Source organism: Paenibacillus sp. FSL R5-0636 (assembly GCF_037974255.1).
Lineage (GTDB): Bacteria > Bacillota > Bacilli > Paenibacillales > Paenibacillaceae > Paenibacillus_AQ > Paenibacillus_AQ odorifer.
Genome location: NZ_CP150232.1, coordinates 5,300,493 through 5,321,963, shown reverse-complemented (window position 1 = coordinate 5,321,963; position 21,471 = coordinate 5,300,493). Strand labels below are relative to the sequence as shown.

Annotated in this window: 14 protein-coding genes, 2 tRNA genes and 1 other annotated feature; of the genes, 15 read left to right on the top strand and 1 reads right to left on the bottom strand. The window is 46.5% G+C overall.

Going from position 1 to position 21,471, the window contains the following annotated elements; all coding sequences use genetic code 11:
- Window positions 1-87: 87 nt before the first annotated feature.
- Window positions 88-362, top strand: a binding site (T-box leader).
- 556 nt (window positions 363-918) lie between these two features.
- Window positions 919-4,011 (top strand): isoleucine--tRNA ligase, encoded by a 3,093-nt coding sequence (gene ileS, locus MKX34_RS24355; protein WP_076297515.1) that lies wholly within the window; start codon window positions 919-921, stop codon window positions 4,009-4,011.
- Between the two features lie 329 nt (window positions 4,012-4,340).
- Complete coding sequence (locus tag MKX34_RS24350) at window positions 4,341-4,637, top strand: DUF5665 domain-containing protein (RefSeq protein ID WP_051491300.1); 297 nt, start codon at window positions 4,341-4,343, stop codon at window positions 4,635-4,637.
- A gap of 92 nt (window positions 4,638-4,729) precedes the next feature.
- Here MKX34_RS24350 and MKX34_RS24345 read toward each other — a convergent pair whose 3' ends face one another.
- Window positions 4,730-5,452: a TraR/DksA C4-type zinc finger protein gene (locus MKX34_RS24345; protein ID WP_076275669.1), complete on the bottom strand. Its 723-nt coding sequence runs from the start codon at window positions 5,450-5,452 to the stop codon at window positions 4,730-4,732.
- A gap of 246 nt (window positions 5,453-5,698) precedes the next feature.
- Here MKX34_RS24345 and lspA point away from each other — a divergent pair, with 246 nt between their 5' ends.
- From lspA to MKX34_RS24280, 13 genes are all read left to right on the top strand, one after another.
- Window positions 5,699-6,211, top strand: coding sequence for a signal peptidase II (gene lspA / locus MKX34_RS24340; RefSeq protein ID WP_036683603.1), 513 nt, complete (start codon window positions 5,699-5,701; stop codon window positions 6,209-6,211).
- On the top strand, window positions 6,204-7,175 hold the full coding sequence (locus MKX34_RS24335) for an RluA family pseudouridine synthase (protein WP_076275668.1): 972 nt from the start codon (window positions 6,204-6,206) through the stop codon (window positions 7,173-7,175). Before lspA ends, MKX34_RS24335 begins: the two co-directional genes overlap by 8 nt.
- Before the next feature lie 205 nt (window positions 7,176-7,380).
- Window positions 7,381-8,634, top strand: coding sequence for an LL-diaminopimelate aminotransferase (locus tag MKX34_RS24330; RefSeq protein WP_076297514.1), 1,254 nt, complete (start codon window positions 7,381-7,383; stop codon window positions 8,632-8,634).
- Window positions 8,635-9,615: 981 nt separating this feature from the next.
- Window positions 9,616-10,179 carry a bifunctional pyr operon transcriptional regulator/uracil phosphoribosyltransferase PyrR gene (gene pyrR / locus MKX34_RS24325; RefSeq protein ID WP_036683379.1) on the top strand — a complete coding sequence of 188 codons (564 nt, stop codon included), beginning with the start codon at window positions 9,616-9,618 and terminating at the stop codon, window positions 10,177-10,179.
- Between the two features lie 4 nt (window positions 10,180-10,183).
- Window positions 10,184-11,089, top strand: a complete 906-nt coding sequence (locus MKX34_RS24320; protein WP_036683376.1) for an aspartate carbamoyltransferase catalytic subunit — start codon at window positions 10,184-10,186, stop codon at window positions 11,087-11,089.
- Window positions 11,090-11,198: 109 nt separating this feature from the next.
- A complete protein-coding gene (locus MKX34_RS24315) occupies window positions 11,199-12,482 on the top strand; it encodes a dihydroorotase (protein WP_076297513.1) in 1,284 nt (427 codons plus the stop codon).
- A gap of 115 nt (window positions 12,483-12,597) precedes the next feature.
- Window positions 12,598-13,779 (top strand): glutamine-hydrolyzing carbamoyl-phosphate synthase small subunit, encoded by a 1,182-nt coding sequence (gene carA, locus MKX34_RS24310; RefSeq protein ID WP_051491286.1) that lies wholly within the window; start codon window positions 12,598-12,600, stop codon window positions 13,777-13,779.
- Window position 13,780: 1 nt separating this feature from the next.
- Window positions 13,781-17,008 carry a carbamoyl-phosphate synthase large subunit gene (carB, locus tag MKX34_RS24305; protein WP_036683372.1) on the top strand — a complete coding sequence of 1,076 codons (3,228 nt, stop codon included), beginning with the start codon at window positions 13,781-13,783 and terminating at the stop codon, window positions 17,006-17,008.
- A gap of 111 nt (window positions 17,009-17,119) precedes the next feature.
- Window positions 17,120-17,866, top strand: a complete 747-nt coding sequence (gene pyrF / locus MKX34_RS24300; RefSeq protein WP_076146022.1) for an orotidine-5'-phosphate decarboxylase — start codon at window positions 17,120-17,122, stop codon at window positions 17,864-17,866.
- A complete protein-coding gene (pyrE, locus tag MKX34_RS24295; RefSeq protein WP_036683370.1) occupies window positions 17,863-18,501 on the top strand; it encodes an orotate phosphoribosyltransferase in 639 nt (212 codons plus the stop codon). The genes pyrF and pyrE overlap by 4 nt, the downstream gene beginning before the upstream one ends.
- A 544-nt stretch (window positions 18,502-19,045) precedes the next feature.
- Window positions 19,046-20,530 carry an extracellular solute-binding protein gene (locus MKX34_RS24290; RefSeq protein WP_076297512.1) on the top strand — a complete coding sequence of 495 codons (1,485 nt, stop codon included), beginning with the start codon at window positions 19,046-19,048 and terminating at the stop codon, window positions 20,528-20,530.
- Between the two features lie 359 nt (window positions 20,531-20,889).
- Window positions 20,890-20,966 (top strand) — tRNA-Met (locus tag MKX34_RS24285).
- 44 nt (window positions 20,967-21,010) lie between these two features.
- Window positions 21,011-21,084, top strand: a tRNA-Ile gene (locus MKX34_RS24280).
- The last annotated feature ends 387 nt before the right edge of the window (window positions 21,085-21,471 follow it).

Here is a 21,471-nt window from a genome sequence, read left to right as displayed (position 1 = left end):
ACGTCCTTAATAGCTAGATTGGGCGAATGGCTGTTGACATTTAGATTCAAAAAGTCTATAAATAGAACATATCTGTATAATGTTTATATGTATTCGATGACGGGACAAGTACGACAAGGTAACGTTCTCCAGAGAGTCGGCGATTGCTGAGAGCCGATTGTTCGAGCCCTGCCGGAAGATCTTCCCCTAGAAGTTAAGCTGAAGCGTTGATCGTGCGTAAGCTTAACCGTCTGCCGGACGTTACACCGGACCTGTGCACAAGATTTACGCGCAGGACTGAGATTGTGCTGAATACACTCCCCTTAAGGATGTGCTCATGCGCAGAATTAGGGTGGTATCGCGAGCGTCGTCTCGCCCCTTTGGGGGTGGGATGACGCTTATTTTGTTGTTCCGGGGCGGCCATCCCCCTAAATCCCCCTTTCTAAGGGGGACCCCAAGGGCTGCCGCCCTCTGGACACCCGCAAAGTAAAGCCTCGTGCAAATAGGTACGGTGGTGGAAACGAACGGACTCATGTGGCTGAACGAGCGGCCCTTCTTAGGCTCCCCTGGCGGGTTCGCCTGCGGGGCCTTAACGGCAAGAGCGGTGTGCGACCAGCTGCGCAAGGTCGCTCATTGGCGCCCCGAGCAATTGCTGCCCTACGGGATCGCGGCTCGGGTGCCAGGGCAAGAGCGGTGCGCGACCAGCTGCGCAAGGTCGCTCATTGGCACCCCGAGCGATTGCTGCCCTAACGGGATCGCGGCTCGGGTGCCCGGAAAGAAGGGGCGGTTGCTGCGCAATGCCGCCGAAGCCCCCGAGCGATTGCTGCCCTACGGGAACGCGGCTCGGGTGCCAGGGCAAAGAAGTGGCAGCTGCTGCCAGGATCGCCCAAGGATCGAAAAGAGCTTTATAGACTAATCCATGAAAGGATTGACCATCACATGCAAAAAGTAGATGTCAGAGAAAAGGCGCGGGCAAGAGATGTCCGCATATTGAAGAAATGGAACGAAGAGAATACGTTCCGCAAGTCCATGGAGAACCGTGAGGGACGTCCAAACTATGTATTCTATGAAGGTCCGCCAACAGCAAACGGTGCGCCGCATATCGGACACGTGCTGGGACGGGTAATCAAGGATTTCATCGGTCGTTACCAGACAATGAAAGGTTACCGCGTAGTACGTAAAGCCGGCTGGGATACACACGGTCTGCCAGTAGAACTAGGCGTACAAAAGAAGCTTGGCATCTCCGGTAAACAAGAGATTGAGGAATATGGCGTAGAAAAATTCATCCAGGAATGTAAAGACAGCGTCTTCGGTTATGAGAAGCAATGGCGTGAATTTACAGAAGCAATCGGATACTGGACGGATTTAGATAATCCTTACGTAACCTTGGATAACACCTATATCGAAAGTGTATGGAACATCTTGGCTACAGTGCATGAGAACGGGTTGCTTTACCGCGGACACCGTGTTAGCCCGTATTGCCCGAGCTGCCAGACTACACTAAGCTCACATGAAGTTGCTCAAGGCTACAAAACCGTTAAGGATCTCAGTGCAACTGCGAAGTTCAAGCTGGATGACAGCGGAGACTACGTATTGGCTTGGACGACAACACCTTGGACCTTGCCAGCCCATATGGCGCTAGCTATGAATCCGGACATGGATTATGTACGTGTGCAACAAGAAGATGGTGTGTACATCGTTGCTAAAAACTTGGTCGAAGAAGTAATGAAAGGCGAGCACACAGTCCTTTCTACACATAAAGGTTCCGAGTTTATCGGTAAAACTTACGCACCTCCATTCGGATATATTAAGGCAGAGAAAAGCAATGTTATCGTAGGTGCTTCTTTCGTTACAGATTCCAGTGGTACAGGGATCGTACACATGGCACCAGCACATGGTGAAGATGACTACAAGACTTGCCGTGAGAATGGCATCAGCTTCGTAAATGTGGTTGATAATTCCGGTAAGTATACGGATGTAGTTTCTGATTTTGCGGGACGTTTTGTTAAGGATTGCGATCTGGATATCATTAAGGTTTTGTCTGAAAAAGGATTGCTTTACGGTAAAGAAAAATACGAGCACAGCTATCCGTTCTGCTGGCGTTGTGATACACCACTTTTGTATTACGCAACAGACAGCTGGTTCATCAACACTACAGCGATCAAAGATCAGCTGATTGCTAACAACAACAGTGTGGCTTGGTACCCTGAGCATGTACGTGAAGGTCGTTTCGGGAAGTTCTTGGATGAACTGGTTGACTGGAATATCAGCCGTAACCGTTATTGGGGTACACCCCTCAATGTCTGGGTATGTCAAGAAACGGGCAAAGAGTTTGCACCACACAGCATTGAAGAGCTAAGAGCGATGGCGATTGGTGATGTTCCGGAAGATATCGAGCTGCATAAACCTTTCGTGGATAAGATCAAGCTGCGCAGTCCGTTTAGCGAAGGTGCAGAGATGGTTCGCACATCGGAAGTGATCGACGTATGGTTCGACAGTGGCTCGATGCCTTTTGCACAAAGCCATTATCCATTTGAGAACGAGGATAAGCTGAATGATCAGTACCCGGCAGATATGATCTGTGAAGGGATCGACCAGACCCGCGGATGGTTCTACAGCTTGCTTGCAGTATCCACCTTGTTTAAGGGTAAAGCTCCATATAAAGCAGTTATCGCTCACGGTCATATCCTCGATGAGAATGGTCAAAAAATGTCCAAATCCAAAGGCAATGTTATTGATCCTTGGGAAATCATGAACGATTACGGCACGGATGCATTCCGTTGGGCTATTTTGTCCGACAGTGCACCGTGGAATAATAAACGTTTCTCGCGTGGTCTTGTAGGTGAGACAAAATCTAAAGTAGTGGATACGCTGGTGAATACACATGCCTTCTTAACGCTTTATGCGGGCATCGATGGATACGACCCAGCCGATCATCCTTTTAAGGTATCAAAACATAAGTTGGACCGCTGGATCCTGTCCCGTCTGAACAGCTTGATTCTTTTGGTGGATAAAGGACTTGCGGTAAATGACTTCGTGAATACGTCTAGAGCGATTGAGAACTTTGTGGATGAGCTGAGCAACTGGTATATCCGTCGTTCCCGTGACCGCTTCTGGGGTAGTGGTCTAGGTGAAGATAAATTGGATGCTTACCGTACGTTGACTCATGTGCTTCTGACAACAGCGACTTTGATGGCTCCATTTACACCGATGTTGTCCGAAGATATCTTCACAAACCTTGGCGGCGGAGAAAGTGTGCATTTGGCAGACTACCCGGTTGCTGACGAGAACTTGATCGATAAAGAGCTGGAAGAGGATATGGAAAGTGCAAGACAGATCGTCGAGCTGGCGCGTAACGTACGTAACGAAACAGGCATTAAGAATCGTCAACCGCTGTCCGAGCTGATCGTTTCGATGAACCGTGACTTCCATTTGTCTGAGTATGAAGAGATCATCAAAGACGAGATCAACATCAAGAACATCGTGCTGGAGAACAGTGACAGCGGATTTGTTGATTTCACGCTCAAGCTGAATCTTAAGGTTGCCGGTAAAAAATACGGTAAAAACGTAGGCTTCCTGCAAGGCTTTCTGAAAGCTATGGATAGTGACTCTACCCGTAAAGCGGTGCAAGACGGCTCAATCGCGATTGCGACACCTGAAGGTGAAGAGCTTGTAATCACTTCTGAAGAGCTGCTTGTTGAAAAACAAGCCAAAGCAGGTTTCGCCGCAGCTTCCGGATATGGAGTTACGGTTGCGCTCAATACCGAAATCACGCCTGAGCTTGAACAAGAAGGCTGGGTTCGTGAGATTATTCGTGCGGTTCAAGATTACCGTAAACGTCTGGATCTGCCGATCGAGAAACGGATCGCACTCACTTTGAAGTTAGACGATGAGCTAAAAGCAGCTGTTACAGCATTTGACAATGTACTGCGAGACAATGTACTTGTGACTACGGTTGATTTTGATGGAGAACATGCTTTTGAGACGGTAGAAGTCGGTGATAAATCCATCGGTATCCATATCGAAGCATAATTCTGCATTACCTGTCCCAAAACAGCATATACTAGCGGCATAAGTGTAAACGGAGATCTTCCGTTTATGCGGGAAATATAGTCTTTATATTTCGGCGCAAAACTAACGAGTCCCGAGCTTAAGGAGATGAATTCTCTTTGGCCGGGCTCGTTTACTTTGTAGCGAAGGAAAGACATATGAGAGGAGCCGTAGCTGTGGAGGGAAACAAGAGGAGAATCTCCATTAAGACATCCGGCAATAAGAATAACCCAGACAAGGGAAAGGAGAATAAGGCTTTTCCTGAAGTTAATCCTGAGTATCTAACAGCAGATCCGCGTAATCCCGAGGATATTCCGCTGGAAGAAAAAATGAATACGATGTACCGATTGACCTTTGAGTGGGCTCATATTTTGGAAAAATCCCGAATTTATCAATATACGGATCTACTATATTCACCTTGGCGGTTGATTTGGAGAAATATTTTATTTGGAGCAGCTCGGGGAGTTGGGATTGCACTGGGTTTTACTTTTTTTGCGGCAACGATTATTTATATCCTTCAGGGACTAGGCGCGCTCAATCTACCGATCATTGGGGATTATATTGCGGATATTGTGCGGATTGTACAGCGTCAGCTAGAGTTCAAATAGCCATCGAAACGTTAAGATTAAAAACAGCGAACCATTCCTCAAAACTGGAACAGTACGCTGTTTAAATGTTTTTGTATAGGGGACATCTGTGTTTAGTCTTCGTCGAGAGGATCAAGACTATGGGTTGCCTCGTCACTGTCTAAATAACGCTGGTAGCTCCGTCCCGGCACTACAATCAGATTGTTGCCCGTGATATCAGTGGCGATAAAGTTCTCCCAAGGCTCTACGCAGCCTTCCAGCTCATCGGCTTCAATCTCCATATCATTATAAGAATCAATATTGTTGCCCTCCGCCATGGCGGGAGAATTCGAGGTACCCCAGCTTTCAACAATCTGCCAGGCATCCTCGCCGTCAAAACCGTTTTGATCGTCGCGCTCATCCAGACTGGTGCGTCCAAAAGGTGGAGATAACAGTTCCTCTTCCACTGGACGAGTGAAAGGTGCGTTTTGCCGCGGGTTGTGCTCTTTACAATAAAGTGTGGAAGGGATGGCAGATAAACGTTCAAAAGGGATCGGCTCACCACTAGCCTTGCATATCCCATAAGTGCCATTATCCATAGCGGATAAAGCAGCTTCAATATCGTCCAGCTCATGCTCGTCCCGTTCTAACAGTGAAATGTCCATGGAGCGATTATACAAATCGGTGGCTGCATCTCCTGGATGGTTGTCATTCTCGGAAAGTTCTCCGGAACCATCCCGCATGGATTCATCTAAGCCGTAATGCTCATTATTCTGAAGCCTGCGCTGAATCGTATCCCGATCTTTTTCCAATCGTGCACGTAGCTCTGAGAGCTGCTGTACTGTCAGGTGCGTCATAATGAGAAAGCTCCTTTCTGTACCTTTTATAAGAATCATTCCGACTTGCCGGATAACACCGGATGGTTCTTCTGTTAGGTTGACCGGAGAGCAGGGATTTTACCGCTGGAAAATAGTCCCCAAGATTGAACTTAGCGGATGTCCTGCAATAGACGATTCTTTAAGGGCTGTGCTACAATATACAAGTCTTTAAACAGTATTCGTACCGCATTTAGCGGGAAAAATAAGAACGGAGTGACAACTTCTGTGGTGTACTATTTGATTGCTCTTATTGTATTTTTGGTGGATCAAGGGACAAAGTATCTCATTGCTACACGTCTGGAGATCGGAGAACAGATTTCTGTGATCGGAGATTTTTTCCTGATTACCTCTCATCGCAATCGCGGGGCTGCTTTTGGGATTCTCGAAGGTCAGCAATGGTTCTTCTTTCTAGTTACGGTTGTAGTGGTTAGTGGTATCGTTTGGTATTTGAACAAGACTAGACACTCGCGGAAGCTGTTATCTGTTGCCCTAGGGCTTGTACTGGGTGGAGCTATCGGTAACTTCCTGGACCGGATAATCAATGGTGAGGTTGTTGATTTCCTTCTGTTCAATTTTGGGAGCTATAGCTTCCCGATTTTTAATGTGGCGGATTCTTGTATCGTCATTGGGGTTGGATTGATTCTTCTGGATTCTTTTCGTGACCTTAAAAACGGCGAAGAAATTACAGAAATAAAAGAAGTAAAAGAAGCAAAGGAAGTAAGAGAAGGGAATGAATGATTTGAATAAAGACGTCAATCACCAAGCGGCATCTACGAGCGAAGAAGAGAGGGACGTCACGGAATGGACCGTTTCGGCAGAGAACGCGCGGGAGCGAATCGATAAATATATTACGGAATCATGGGAAGAAGAAATTTCCCGTTCTCAGGTGCAGCTGTGGATCAGCGGCGGTAACGTTACGGTTAATGGCAAGCCAGTGAAAGCCAACTATAAGCTATCGGAAGGCGACGTGGTTAGCGTTGTTGTCCCTGAAGCAGAAGTAACGGATTTGATCGCGGAGAACATTCCTCTTGAAGTTGTATATGAAGACAGCGATGTCATTGTGATTAATAAACCCCGGGGCATGGTTGTGCACCCAGCTGCGGGACATCCGGCAGGCACCTTGGTAAATGCGCTGATGTATCACTGTAAGGATCTGTCCGGCATTAACGGTGAGATTCGTCCAGGCATTGTACATCGGATCGATAAGGATACCTCTGGTCTTATCATGGTGGCTAAGAATGATGCCAGTCATGCCTCACTTGCCGCACAGCTTAAAGAGCATAGTGTTACGCGCCGATATATTGCAGTCGTACACGGCAACTTGTCGCATGATAAGGGCACTGTTGACGCACCGATTGGCAGAGATCCACATGATCGCAAGCTATACACAGTAACCGAAAAGAACAGCAAAAAATCCGTGACCCATTTTACAGTAATGGAACGCTTCGGAGATTGTACACTGCTGGAGCTGCAGCTGGAGACTGGCCGCACGCATCAGATCAGGGTACATATGAAGTTCATTGGCCATCCACTTGTAGGCGATCCGATATATGGACGCAGCAAGGGCACTACGATGAATGGACAAGCGTTGCATGCGGCGGTGCTCGGATTTATTCATCCTACCACAGGTGAATATAAAGAATTCAGCAGACCTATTCCGGAGGACATGGAAGAAGTCCTGTTCACACTACGCAGCAGATAAGTACAAATGAAGTGATAATTAGTCTATGGTATTGAACACTACTTTACGGCATATTTAAAAACATAAGGATAAAGAAAGGGTAATGCCTTATTCTTTATCCTTATTTTTATAATGAAACGGATATCCGGAAACATACGCCATCCAAGGGACGGCGAAGCCGTTTCTTTTAAAAGTAGAATAGATATTCAGGAGATGAGATGACAGTATGAGTATTGAACAATACCAAGATAGCTTCATTCAGACTAATTTTGCAGACCGCATCGGCGGTGCCAATTATGGCAAAGACACTTCGATTTATAAATTCGAGAAAATCAAACGTGCTAAAGCATCCGCAAAACAGGATTTTCCTAACATTGAACTAATTGATATGGGCGTAGGCGAGCCGGATGAGATGGCGGATGCGGGTATCGTAGCTAAGCTTGCTGAAGAAGCAGCGAAGGAAGAAAACCGCGGATATGCGGACAACGGAATTGCCGAATTCAAGACTGCTGCTGCTGAATATTTGCGGGAAGTTTTCCGGGTGGAAGGAATTGATCCAGACACGGAGGTAGTTCACTCCATCGGATCGAAGCCTGCGCTGGCTATGTTGCCATCTTGTTTTATCAATCCAGGTGATATCACGATTATGACCGTGCCGGGTTATCCAGTCTTGGGTACACATACTAAATATTTGGGTGGACAAGTATTTACAGTGGAGCTGAAGAAGGAGAATGAATTCCTTCCAGATTTGAACGAAATTCCAGAAGACATTGCTCGTAAAGCTAAGCTTCTTTATCTAAACTATCCAAACAATCCAACGGGCGCTAGTGCCACTCCTGAGTTTTTTGCTGAGGTCGTTGCATGGGCGAAAAAATACGATGTAGTGGTTATCCATGACGCACCTTATGCTGCCTTGACTTATGACGGTTTGAAGCCACTTAGCTTCCTCTCCGTTCCAGGTGCAAAGGATGTGGGTGTAGAGCTGCATTCTCTTTCTAAGTCTTACAATATGACGGGCTGGAGAATTGGTTTTGTGGCTGGTAATCCGCTAGTGGTTAAAGCTTTCAGCGATGTGAAGGATAATAACGATTCCGGCCAATTTATCGCGATTCAAAAAGCAGCGGCTTATGGTCTTGCTCATCCGGAGATTACTGAAGCGATTGCGGATAAATACTCCCGTCGTCACAACCTGCTAGTTGATGCACTGAACAGCCTTGGCTTTAAGGCTGAGAAGCCAAAAGGTTCCTTCTTCCTGTATGTCGCTGCACCTAAGGGAATCAAAGACGGCCGTCGCTTTGAATCCGGTGAGGATTTCTCCCAATTCCTGATTCGTGAGAAGCTGATCTCCACTGTGCCTTGGGATGATGCAGGTCCGTTTGTTCGTTTCTCCGTTACCTTTATTGCTAAAGGTGAAGAGGAAGAGAGACGTGTCATCTCTGAAATTCAAAGACGTCTTAGCGATGTGGAATTTGAATTTTAAGCATTGTTATTGAAATTAATGAGGCTGTCTCAAAAGTAGTGAATTCTACTTTGGGGCAGCTTCTTTTTTATGGAATAGGAAATGTTGTAGATGTTGCTGTGCCTTATGACTATAAGCCGCGTGTCGTGTTCTGTACTATTGGGGTGGGTGGTGGATGAATGGCTGTGTGTGATTTTCGTACAGCTTGCAGTAGATGATTTGTGGTAGCTGTGACGGTGGACTTTGTGCGGTGGACTTGTGTGGCGGACTTGTGTGGTGAGCTATATGCGTTCTGTGTTTGTGTGAAGTAAAGAGTGGGTTTTAAACTAATTAGGGAAAAGCTCCCTGAAATTAACCGATATTCGCTCTAAATGAACGAAATCAGGGAAAACCTCCCTAATAATCAGGGGGGTTCTATATTAGTTACTGAATCGGTCAATAATTAGGGAAGTTTTCCCTAATTACAAGTCTGATGAACAGAAATCTCTGAATTTCAGGGAGGAATTCCCTAATTACTATATAAGTACCTCAACGATTGCATCATTTGGAGCATTACTAGGTGCGCCTCTTGAACCATTTGGACATCAAGTAGTGTTAAGAACATAAACGAGGCTGTCCTAAAAGTGATGAAACGGCTATTTGGGACCAGCCTCGTTTTTTATGCAGATATACTGAGTACCGCTTTCCCCTTGTTGTTAATAGAAGTAAGGAAGAGAAGTGCAAAAGTTTAGGCAGAGAAAGTTGACATGAGGGGGTTGTTCTGTCATAATTCTTGTTAAATGAATAGCGCCTTTAATTCAGTCCTGTGAGGCTGGCAAGGTAACGTGAATCGAGGTTCGCGACTCTTAGAAAGGTATCCGTGTGTAAATACGGAACTGTCTTTTTATGCGCGCGGCCGTCATCTTCCTCATCTGCGGATTTCACTCCTTGCCTGTTATAGGCAAGGATTTTTTTGATTTCCGGGAACTTGAATAGGCGAACAAGCTGGAGGGTGACAAGATTATGGTTACTGAGAAAAATGTCATTATGGATGAAACGGCGATCCGCCGGGCCTTATCGCGTATTGCTCATGAGATTTTGGAGAAGAACAAAGGTATCGAAAATTGTCTGCTGGTCGGCATTCGGACACGAGGTGTGTATCTGGCACAGCGTATCGCTGAGCGCATCAAGGAGATTGAAGGCGTCGAGATTCCATACGGTGAGCTGGATATCACACATTACCGGGATGATCGTGAAGTGGAAGGCAGTGAAGCAGTAGTGAAGAGTAACGTCGTTATTACTTCAGGAAGTGCTGGCATCCATGATCAGAAAGTCATTTTGTTCGATGATGTACTTTACACCGGACGCACCATCCGCGCGGCGATGGACGCTTTGATGGATTGCGGACGCCCACGAATGATTCAACTGGCAGTACTGGCTGACCGCGGACACCGCGAGCTGCCGATCCGGCCGGACTACATCGGTAAGAATGTACCTACCTCAAAGCACGAGCAGATTGAAGTGGCGCTGAAGGAATACGACGGCAAAGATGAGGTCTACATTATTTCAAACCGGGAGGAACGATAACATCATGACACTTACCAAGGTAAAGGAACGTAGTCTGCTGGGAATCAAAGAGCTTGACCGGTCGGAAATTATCCAACTGCTTGACAGAACAGCATTTTGGGACAATCAAAGTGAAAAGCTGACGCCCATCTTGAACTCCCATTTTATTTCTAACATGTTTTTTGAGAACAGCACACGCACACGCTTCTCTTTCGAGATGGCAGAGAAACGACTAGGTGCGCAAGTACTTAATTTTACGGCTGCAGCTTCTAGTGTAGAAAAAGGGGAGTCGATCTACGATACAGTGCGCACACTGGAATCGATGGGGATCGATGCCGGAGTTGTGCGTTTGAAGCCTGCAGGTGTGCTGCAGCAGTTAGCTGAGAAGGTGTCCATACCGCTTATCAATGCGGGCGACGGTAACAATGAACATCCTACGCAGGCGCTGCTTGATTTATACACCATGACCAAAACCTTTGGGGAACTAAAAGGCCTGACAGTCTCCATCATTGGGGACATTATGCATAGCCGCGTAGCGCGTTCTAATCTCTGGGGGCTTACGAAAATGGGAGCCAAGGTGCAGTTCTGCGCACCGGATAATATGAAGGCTCCTGAGCTTATGGAGTATGCGCCTTACGTAACTATGGAAGAAGCTCTTAAAGCGGATGTAGTAATGATGCTTCGAGTACAGCTTGAGCGCCATACTTCCGGCATTAAGCTGTCTGCTGAAGATTACCGTAGCCACTATGGTCTAACAGAAGAGCGGGCAGCTAAGCTCGCCAAAGACACAATCATTATGCATCCAGCTCCGGTTAACCGGAATCTAGAGATTGATGATGCAGTAGTAGAGTGCAGTCAATCGCGGATTTTCCCGCAAATGTCTAATGGCGTACCGGTTCGGATGGCGGTTCTCGAAAGAGCTTTACTATAAGCTTACAGAATGCTAACGTATAGAGACTAATAAATATACACAAAGATGAATTTTTATTATATAATAACGAGAGGGCCCGCAGCTGTGATCTGAGGGTAAAGGTAGAATCATGACAGTGATTATTAGAAACGCCAGCGTATTGAATAAGGAAGGCTTGCTTGAGCGCAAACACATCGAACTACAGGATGGTGTGATCTCGGCTATAATCGACGGAAATGAAGCTATCGGAGAAGCCACGGAGATCATTGATGCTGAAGGTAAGCTGCTCATTCCGGGACTCATTGATATGCATGTGCACTTGCGTGAACCGGGATTTGAACACAAGGAAACAGTGGAAACCGGAAGTCGCTCAGCTGCTAAAGGCGGATTTACAACCATTGCATGTATGCCAAATACTCGTCCGGTGACAGATAGCCCGGAGATCGTGCAATTTGTGAAAGACAAGGCGCGTGAAGCAGGACTAGTTAAAGTGCTTCCTTATGCAGCCATTACGAAAAATGAGCTCGGACGTGAGTTGACGGATTTTGCGGCGCTCAAAGAAGCTGGAGCTATTGGTTATACAGACGACGGTGTGGGCGTAGAAAGTGCTCAAATGATGAAAGATGCAATGAACATCGCAGCATCGCTCGATATGCCAGTCATTGCTCACTGCGAAGATAACTCGCTGGTTGAGGGCTGCTGTGTAGCTGAAGGTGAGTTCGCTAAGAAGCATGGCCTCAAAGGAATTCCGAATGAGTCAGAAGCGATCCATGTTGGACGCGATATTTTGCTGGCAGAAGCGACAGGCGTTCATTACCATGTATGCCATGTCAGTACTGAACAGTCGGTGCGGCTGATTCGCCAAGCAAAAGAGATCGGCATTAAAGTAACTGCTGAGGTATGTCCGCATCACTTGCTTCTTGCTGAAGACGATATTCCAGGCCTTGACGCCAATTGGAAAATGAACCCGCCGCTGCGCTCCCGCCGCGATGTTGAGGCGTGTATCGAAGGGTTGCTTGATGGCACACTAGATATGATTGTTACAGATCATGCGCCACATAGTGAGGAAGAGAAAGCGAAAGGAATGCAGCTGGCACCTTTTGGTATCGTTGGATTCGAGACAGCTTTCCCCCTCTTATACACGGCGTTTGTAGAAACCGGAAAATGGGATTTATCCTTACTAGTACAAAGAATGACTGCCGATCCTGCACGAGTATTCAGATTGAACACCGGGGTTATGGAGATCGGAGCTCCTGCAGATTTGACACTCATCGATCTGGAGCAGGAAAAAGAAGTAGACCCAGGTTCCTTCGCAAGCAAAGGACGCAACACACCTTTTGGCGGCTGGAAGCTTAAGGGTTGGCCAGTAAAAACTTGGGTGGACGGCAAAGCCGTATGGACTGAGAAAAACTAGCGGACTGGTGAGGCGAAATTGCTGATCTTTGCGGATCAGCAATTTGAGCGCGTACACTCCGGAAGGCATGCAAGGCATACGTATTAGACTACAGAACATGAAGGAGTGGAAGGGAATGCAGGCGAGATTGCTGCTTCAAGACGGAACTTTATTTACAGGTACCGCATTTGGCGCTGAAGGTGAAAAGACAGGCGAGGTTGTTTTTAACACAGGAATTACAGGATATCAAGAGGTGCTGTCTGACCCTTCATATTGCGGACAAATCGTTACCATGACGTACCCATTGATCGGGAACTACGGGATTACGCGGGATGATTTCGAATCTGTTCGACCTTTCGTACACGGTTTTGTAGTGCGTCGTCATGAAGAAGTTCCAAGTAACTGGCGCGCAGAATACAGTGTGGACGACCTGCTGAAAGAATACGATATTCCTGGAATCAGCGAGATTGATACCCGGATGTTGACGCGGATTATTCGCCACTACGGAACAATGAAGGCGATCCTGACTACCTCTAACAAACGGGTAGAGGAATTGATGGAAATGATGGGCGACACTTCAATTGAAGAACTGCGCAATCAGGTAGCTCGCACATCTACTCCAAGCATGTACAATAGCCCGGGAACTAAAGAACGCATCGTGCTGGTAGATTACGGAGCGAAGGCTGGTATCTTACGCGAGTTGAACAATCGCGGTTGTGATGTTGTAGTTGTACCTCATGACGTAACTGCTGATGAGATTCGTCGCCTCAATCCAGATGGTATCCAGCTGTCCAACGGCCCTGGGGACCCGAAAGACGTTCCACATGCAGTGAAGACGATCTCAGAATTGCTTGGTGAATACCCAATCTTCGGTATCTGCTTAGGTCACCAGCTGTTTGCACTGGCTTGTGGCGCGGATACAGAGAAGCTGAAATTCGGACACCGTGGCGGTAACCATCCGGTTAAAGAATTGGAGAGCGGACGTTGCTTCATTACTTCTCAGAACCATGGCTACACAGTGAATGAAGACTCTGTGAAGAGCACGGATCTAGAGGTTACTCACATTAATAATAATGATAAGACCGTTGAAGGACTTAAACATACCCGTTATCCTGCGTTTTCAGTACAGTACCATCCAGAAGCAGCACCGGGACCTCATGACAGCAGCTACTTATTCGATCGTTTCTTACAGATGATCGCTGATCATAAAGCTAACACACCTGTAAGCTCGCGCCAGGCGCAGCTTGCGGCAAACGCCAGAATCACGGCGCCAAAACCTACAGTAAAACAGCTTGAAGCCGTGAAAGGAGCTCTATAACATGCCTAAGAATGAAAAGCTTAAAAAAATATTAGTAATCGGTTCTGGACCGATTGTTATCGGGCAAGCCGCAGAATTTGACTATGCCGGAACGCAGGCCTGTCAGGCCCTGAAAGAAGAAGGCGTGGAAGTTGTGCTGATCAACAGTAACCCGGCGACTATCATGACTGACACCAATATGGCTGATAAAGTTTATATCGAGCCGATTACCCTTGAATTCGTAACTGGCATCATCCGCCAGGAGCGCCCAGATGGCTTGTTGCCAACTTTGGGAGGACAGACAGGTCTTAATATGGCTGTAGAATTGGCTCGTGCAGGAGTACTAGAGCAAGAGAATGTTAAGCTTCTAGGTACCCAGCTTGAGTCCATCGAAAAAGCAGAGGATCGCGATTTGTTCCGTGATCTGATGCGCGAACTGGAACAGCCTGTACCAGAGAGCACTATTATTACCACAGTAGATGAAGCGATGAAATTCGCTGAGGAAATTGGTTTCCCTCTAATTGTACGCCCGGCTTATACGCTTGGCGGCACCGGCGGCGGGATCTGCGACAACGAAGAAGAGCTGCTTGAGACTGTCAAAGCAGGTATTCGTTATAGCCCGATCGGACAATGTTTGGTGGAGAAAAGTATTGCCGGCATGAAGGAAGTTGAATACGAGGTTATGCGTGATGCGAACGACAACTGTATCGTTGTCTGCAACATGGAGAACTTCGACCCGGTAGGTGTGCATACAGGTGACAGTATCGTTGTGGCACCTAGCCAAACGTTATCCGATCGTGAATATCAAATGCTGCGCAGCGCTTCACTCAAAATCATTCGTGCGCTGAATATCGAGGGTGGCTGCAACGTGCAGTTCGCACTGGATCCGCAAAGCTATCAATATTATGTAATCGAAGTAAATCCACGTGTCAGCCGCTCTTCGGCTTTGGCTTCGAAAGCAACCGGTTATCCGATTGCCAAAATGGCTGCCAAAATCGCGCTTGGTTACACACTTGATGAAATCGTCAATCCAGTTACTGGACAGACCTATGCTTGCTTCGAGCCTACACTTGACTATATCGTAAGCAAAATCCCACGCTGGCCGTTCGACAAGTTCATTCATGCGAACCGTAAGCTGGGCACACAAATGAAAGCAACTGGAGAAGTTATGGCCATCGGTCGTACCTTCGAAGAGTCCATTCATAAAGCAATTCGTTCCCTGGAAATCGGTGTACACCGTTTCCGCCTGCCGGGCGCTGAAGATTTGGAAGAAAGCGTCCTGCGTGAACGTCTGGCAAAACCTGATGATGAGCGGTTGTTCTTGATCGCGGAAGCCTTCCGCCGCGGATTTGGCTTGCAAGAGATCCAAGATATCACTAACGTGGACTGGTGGTTCCTGTCCAAGATCGAGGGATTGATCAACTTTGAAGAGGTTATCCGTGGGGATGAAAGCTTATCAGCAGAAACCCTGTATCAAGCTAAACGCAGAGGTTTTACAGACCGTGCGATTGCTGAGATTCGTGCAGAAGGACAAGCGAACGTTAAATTCATCAAAGAAGCTGATGTACGCGCGCTTCGTTTAGAGCGAGGATTAACGCCTGTATTCAAAATGGTAGATACCTGTGCGGCTGAGTTCGAAGCTTCTACACCTTACTACTACTCTACTTATGAGACTGAAAATGAAGTCATTCATTCCGATAAACAAAAGGTTATCGTACTTGGATCGGGTCCAATCCGGATCGGTCAAGGGATTGAGTTCGATTACTCCACTGTGCATGCAGTGTGGGCGATTCAGAAGGCAGGTTATGAAGCGGTTATTATCAATAATAACCCTGAGACTGTATCTACGGACTTTAATACTTCGGACCGGTTGTATTTTGAACCCTTGTTCTTTGAAGATGTAATGAACGTAATTGCGCAAGAGAATCCGATTGGGGTTATCGTACAATTCGGAGGCCAAACAGCCATTAACCTTGCTGCACCATTAAGTGCGGCTGGCGTTAAGATTCTCGGAACTAGCCTAGACAGTATTGACGAAGCTGAAGACCGGAAGAAATTCGAAGCTTTGCTGGCTCGTCTGGATATTGCCCAACCAAAAGGGAAGACGGTTATCAACGTAGATCAAGCAGTAGAAACTGCACAATCGCTTGGATATCCGGTGCTGGTACGTCCTTCCTATGTACTTGGTGGACGCGCAATGGAAATTGTATATAATGATGCGGAATTGCTTAGCTACATGGTAGAAGCGGTTAAGGTGAATCCGGAGCATCCGGTATTGATTGACCGTTACATGTTAGGTAAAGAGGTTGAGGTAGACGCAATTTGTGACGGTGAGACGGTAGTTATTCCAGGGATCATGGAGCATGTTGAGCGTGCAGGCGTTCACTCCGGTGACTCCATCGCTGTATATCCTCCGCAGTATCTGGATGAAGGTCTGAAAGCAAAAATTGCTGAGATCACAATCAAGATTGCTAAGGAACTGAAAACGATTGGTCTGGTCAACATCCAGTTCGTCATCTATCAGAATGAAGTGTACGTAATTGAAGTAAATCCGCGTTCATCGCGTACGGTTCCATTCTTGAGTAAAGTAACTGGAATTCCAATGGCGCATCTGGCAACCAAAATCATTCTCGGCGGCAAGCTGAAAGATGATGGTTATACAGAAGGTCTATGGCCGGAAAGTGATTATGTATCGGTTAAAGTGCCGGTGTTCTCTTTTGCCAAGCTGCGTAGAGTAGAACCAACACTCGGACCTGAAATGAAATCGACGGGTGAGGTTATGGGCCGCGATAAATTATATGCAAAAGCTTTGTATAAAGGTCTAATCGGAGCAGGAATGAAAATTCCAGCAACTGGCGCTATCATCGTTACAGTGGCAGATAAAGATAAAGCAGAAGCTGTAGAGCTTATGAAAGGCTTCCACTCGTTGGGTTACAAGATCATTGCTACCGGAGGCACCGCTCAAGCGCTTGAAGAAGCTGGTCTCAACGTAATGAACGTGAACAAGCTGGATGAAGGTGCGCCGAACATTCTCGACTTGATTCGTGGTGGGCAAGCCAACTTCGTCTTTAATACACTGACTAAAGGGAAAACACCAGAGCGTGATGGATTCCGTATCCGTCGTGAAGCGGTTGAGAATGGCGTCGTATGTATGACATCACTCGATACAGTAACGGCACTGCTCAGAATGCTGCAGACGATCAACTTCTCGTCACAGTCCATGCCTGCTTTTGTTGGACAATTAAACTAATCTCATAAAGATGTATAGGGCGGTTTGCGTTTACGCAGACCGTTCCGCTATGCCTAGGGGCTAATAAATGAAGAGTGTGGATTTAAGTCTGCACTGGATGGGAGAACGGTTATGGGACAGGGAGATGCAAAGTGGAATGAAATGGCGAATCGCTTGATGATCGCCTTAGATTACCCTGATGTTGCTGGGGCAAGAACCTTGATTGACAAGCTGGAAGGGATTCCTTGTTATATGAAAGTGGGAATGCAGCTCTTCTATGCAGCCGGACCGGAATTCATTAATGAACTGAAATCTCGGGGGTATTCTGTATTTGCAGATGTCAAAATGCATGATATTCCTAACACGGTAAAAGGCGGGGCAGAAAGCCTTACGAACCTCGGTGTGGATATGTTTAACGTACATGCCGCAGGAGGCTCAGCGATGATGGCTGCAGCCCGGGAAGGCGCTGCTTCAGTAGTTAATGCGAATGCTGCGCTTAAAATGCCTTTGATTATCGCAGTTACACAGCTAACCAGCACGAGCCAAGAAGTGATGAATAACGAAATTGGAATCGCAGGAGACGTAGCAGATACTGTAGTCAGATACGCTAAGCTGGCAGCCGCTGCAGGTCTGGATGGAGTAGTGGCTTCACCGCAAGAGTCTTCAGCGATCGCAGAGGCTTGTGGGCCCGCATTTTGTACAGTTACACCTGGTATCCGGCCAGCAGGTGCATCCCTAGGTGACCAGTCCCGGGTGATGACGCCGGGCAAAGCCATTCAGCAAGGCAGCCACTTCCTGGTGGTGGGACGTCCTGTTACAACTGCAGCTGATCCACGTCAAGCAGCACTAAATATTATTGAGGAGATGACCCTAGCATGAGTACATTAAATAGAAGTGAACAAGTAGCAAGTTATCTGCTTACGATAGGAGCGGTGGCACTGCGACCGCAGGAGCCTTTTACCTGGACCTCTGGTATTAAATCCCCGATCTATTGCGATAACCGTCTGACTATGGCTTACCCAGAGGTACGTAACTATATTGCTGATGCCTTCGCTGAGCTTATTAAAAGCCAGTATCCAGATGCAGAGGTGATCGCAGGTACAGCAACCGCAGGCATTCCTCACGCAGCTTGGGTAGCTGATAAACTCAATCTGCCAATGGCTTATATCCGCGATAAAGCTAAAGGTCACGGCAAGCAGAATCAGATCGAAGGCCTAATTAAGCCGGGGCAAAAGGTAGTCGTTATCGAGGACTTGATCTCCACTGGTGGAAGCTCCATCAAAGCAGCTCAAGCTGTGCAAGAAGCAGGCGCAGAAGCGTTGGCTGTATTGGCAATCTTCAGCTACGAGCTGGATCGTGCGGTCGATGCTTTTGCTGCCGCTGAAATGCCATTACAAAGCTTGTCCAACTACAGCACATTGATTGATGTGGCTCTTACACAAGGCGAGATCGCAGCTACAGATGTGGAACTGCTGAAATCTTGGAGAAAAGATCCTTCCGCATTTGGCGTTTAAACTAAATACCTGAGTATAGATTGGACGGGCCTCTCACATTTTGGTGGGAGGCTTTTCTTTTTAACTGCACCGAGTGCAATTAAAAGGAAAAGGTGCTCTGACACTCTGGAATACTATACTCTGCCCCGGTGATTCCATCGCGCTGTCGTCACACACGCAGAATAGTTGCAGTTCGTGCACTTAAACTAACCTTCCTTAGAGGATATGGCGATATAGTTGCACTTTGTGCAATTATATCCACCAGAAATCCGCCGAAAGCTCCTAATAACGTTTTTTAACTGCACATAGTGCAATTAAAAGGAGAAGCGCAACACACACAGCTGTAATAGTCGCACAAAGTGCAATTATCCTGCCGTAGAAAGGCATATCAGGATCCTCAGAAAACTCCCGGAATGTTTTTTATAGAAATAATATGAAGAAATCGTAGCATAACTTTAAACAGCCTGTAACTTCCCCTCCTGAATAAAGCTATATACTGTTACTAGAATTATGGGTAATTATTCATAAGGTGGATGGATTGAGTATTTTATGGGAGGGTTCAAGAATGAATCATATAAATAATAGAAGGCTATGGCGGCGCTGGTTAAGCTTTGGAGTATGTGCTGCACTGCTATTGCCTTTAATTTCTGAAAGCAGGCATACAGCCTGGGCAGAGGCTTCTAAGCCATCTACAGAACAGCGCGTGTTACGTATTGGCAGCCTCTGGTCTGGAGAAGACGATTCTTCTTTTCGTCAGCAGTTTACAGATATGTATGAATTGCAGCATCCTGAAATCAAACTTGAGATTATTCCAGCCATCAATATGAATGAGCTTCGTTTTGACAGCACCTATCCAGAGGTTAACCCAGATAATCTGGAGAATATCCGAACAATTATGGGCGGTGCACAGCCAGTTGATGTAATCGTCGGTGATAGTACATTGGTGAAGAGTTTGGTGAAGCATAATCTGGTGCAATCGCTGGAGCCGCTTATCGCACGAGATCAATATGATTTAAGCAATATGGCACCTACAATGTTAAATGGAGTACGTGAGCTGGGTGGAGGAAGTCTTTACGCGTTAGCACCGACCTTTATGTCGAGTGCGTTATATTTTAACAAAGGTATTTTTGATGCTGCTGGTGTAGGTTATCCGACGGACGGAATGACTTGGGATGAAGTGTTCGCGCTGGCCGAAAAGGTGACCAAGAAATCGACAAATAAAGATAAGCGTATATATGGATTTTCGATGAACCGTTATATGAGCGATCCTTTCTGGGATATGCAGACCTATGTCTCACCGCTTGAGCTTGCTATGTATGACAACAAGGGACATAAGATGGAGGTAAACCAAACACAGTGGAGTCAAGCTTGGACGACTTACAGCCAATTGGTGAAAAAGCAAATTACACCTGGGTTAAACGGTATGGATTTTATAGAAACAGAACGGAGCACCTATAGTCCTGTCCAAGGGGATCTATTCCTTACCGGAAAAGCTGCAATGGTAATTGGAGAATACGATTATCTTAATGAGCTTGCAGGTGTGAGCCGCAATGCAGCAAAAATTAAAAATTACAATCCCGTCGATTGGGGTTTCGTTACCGTACCTACTTTTAAGGAGAAACCAGGAGTGGCTGTAGGTACTTGGGTAGGTAATATGATGGCTATCAACACTATGGCTGCTAATAAGGAAGATGCTTGGGATTTGATCAAGTTCGTCAACAGTAATGAGGTAGCCAAAATTAAAGCTCATACCCGCGGGGAACTAACTTCCCGTAAGGATTACATTACCACGAAGGTACCTTCAGTAAATCTGGAATCCTTCTATACGCTCAAACCATTACCAGCCAATGATCCTTTGATGAACGTCCTACAAACACAGAAGCCTGGAATTAGCCGTATTAACGATGTTGGGCGCCAACTATTCACAGAAGTTTATCAGGGCAAAAGAACGGTGGAGAGTGCCCTCAAAGCTTGGGAGAAGCAAGGGAATACCATGCTGGGTACGCTCGAAAAAGATCCCACATATTATTTCGACTCTATAGGGGATTAAGTTTTGGAATATGTAGCGGCCACCGGATTTCCGGTGGCTTATTTTGTGGAACTTGGGCATGATAAGTTCAGAGCAGCGTGAGATTAATTTGCAAAAATGAGAAGAGGGCATCATGAATTGGATATACTTCGCGAAACTGTTCAGAACGAGATTTCAAGCAGGTTGTTTAGCAAAAAGGTTGGAGCAAGATGGCTGGATTTATGGCTATCATGACCCAAGTTTTGTGGAAATTTATCGATCCCGCAAAGGAAGATATGGGGTTAGATTTTTGCCTTGAGAACTTTTACAAATTCATCCTTGACGTAGACCCATTTTGTACTGTATATTATTTATTGTCGCTGTTTGAATATTATTTCTGACGCGGGGTGGAGCAGCCCGGTAGCTCGTCGGGCTCATAACCCGAAGGTCGCAGGTTCAAATCCTGCCCCCGCAACCAATTTTATTACAACAGCAATTGTACATTCGGATATTTTTAGATCCGGGCCCTTAGCTCAGTTGGTTAGAGCGGTCGGCTCATAACCGATTGGTCGGGGGTTCGAGTCCCTCAGGGCCCACTTATCAAAAACCCTTACTTTGTAAGGGTTTTTTGCTGTCTATAAGCTTAGCAATATAAGAAAGTAGAATGGATAAAGAACAGAATTTTGAGTTTGCTAACGGATTTGCTAACGGGAATTATTTTTCTGCAGTTTCGAGCTGTTTTTCAGCGTATTTATTCAGTTCTGCTTCAATTTTATCAACGGCCTCTTCTTGCATGATTGGGAGTAGGTGTGAGTATTATTCGTTGAACATCGCTGGAGTCATACCCAGTCGTTCAGCAGCTACCTTTAGCTTTATATAGTTCCGACCAGAGTAGCAACATACTAAGTCAATTTCCTTGTATGAGTCTTCGTATTCTTTTTTTTAGCCCCGATTTGCGTATAGCGTTCCTTAAGACCATCAAT

What these genes read in the sequence shown, in the direction of transcription:
- MKX34_RS24315 (WP_076297513.1), top strand. Translation starts at nt 11,199, where the DNA reads ATGACAGTGATTATTAGAAACGCCAGCGTATTGAATAAGGAAGGCTTG.
- pyrF (WP_076146022.1), top strand. Translation starts at nt 17,120, where the DNA reads ATGGGACAGGGAGATGCAAAGTGGAATGAAATGGCGAATCGCTTGATG.
- pyrR (WP_036683379.1), top strand. Translation starts at nt 9,616, where the DNA reads ATGGTTACTGAGAAAAATGTCATTATGGATGAAACGGCGATCCGCCGG.
- carA (WP_051491286.1), top strand. Translation starts at nt 12,598, where the DNA reads ATGCAGGCGAGATTGCTGCTTCAAGACGGAACTTTATTTACAGGTACC.
- ileS (WP_076297515.1), top strand. Translation starts at nt 919, where the DNA reads ATGCAAAAAGTAGATGTCAGAGAAAAGGCGCGGGCAAGAGATGTCCGC.
- pyrE (WP_036683370.1), top strand. Translation starts at nt 17,863, where the DNA reads ATGAGTACATTAAATAGAAGTGAACAAGTAGCAAGTTATCTGCTTACG.
- MKX34_RS24345 (WP_076275669.1), bottom strand. Translation starts at nt 5,452, where the DNA reads ATGACGCACCTGACAGTACAGCAGCTCTCAGAGCTACGTGCACGATTG.
- MKX34_RS24320 (WP_036683376.1), top strand. Translation starts at nt 10,184, where the DNA reads ATGACACTTACCAAGGTAAAGGAACGTAGTCTGCTGGGAATCAAAGAG.
- carB (WP_036683372.1), top strand. Translation starts at nt 13,781, where the DNA reads ATGCCTAAGAATGAAAAGCTTAAAAAAATATTAGTAATCGGTTCTGGA.
- MKX34_RS24290 (WP_076297512.1), top strand. Translation starts at nt 19,046, where the DNA reads ATGAATCATATAAATAATAGAAGGCTATGGCGGCGCTGGTTAAGCTTT.
- MKX34_RS24335 (WP_076275668.1), top strand. Translation starts at nt 6,204, where the DNA reads ATGAATGATTTGAATAAAGACGTCAATCACCAAGCGGCATCTACGAGC.
- MKX34_RS24330 (WP_076297514.1), top strand. Translation starts at nt 7,381, where the DNA reads ATGAGTATTGAACAATACCAAGATAGCTTCATTCAGACTAATTTTGCA.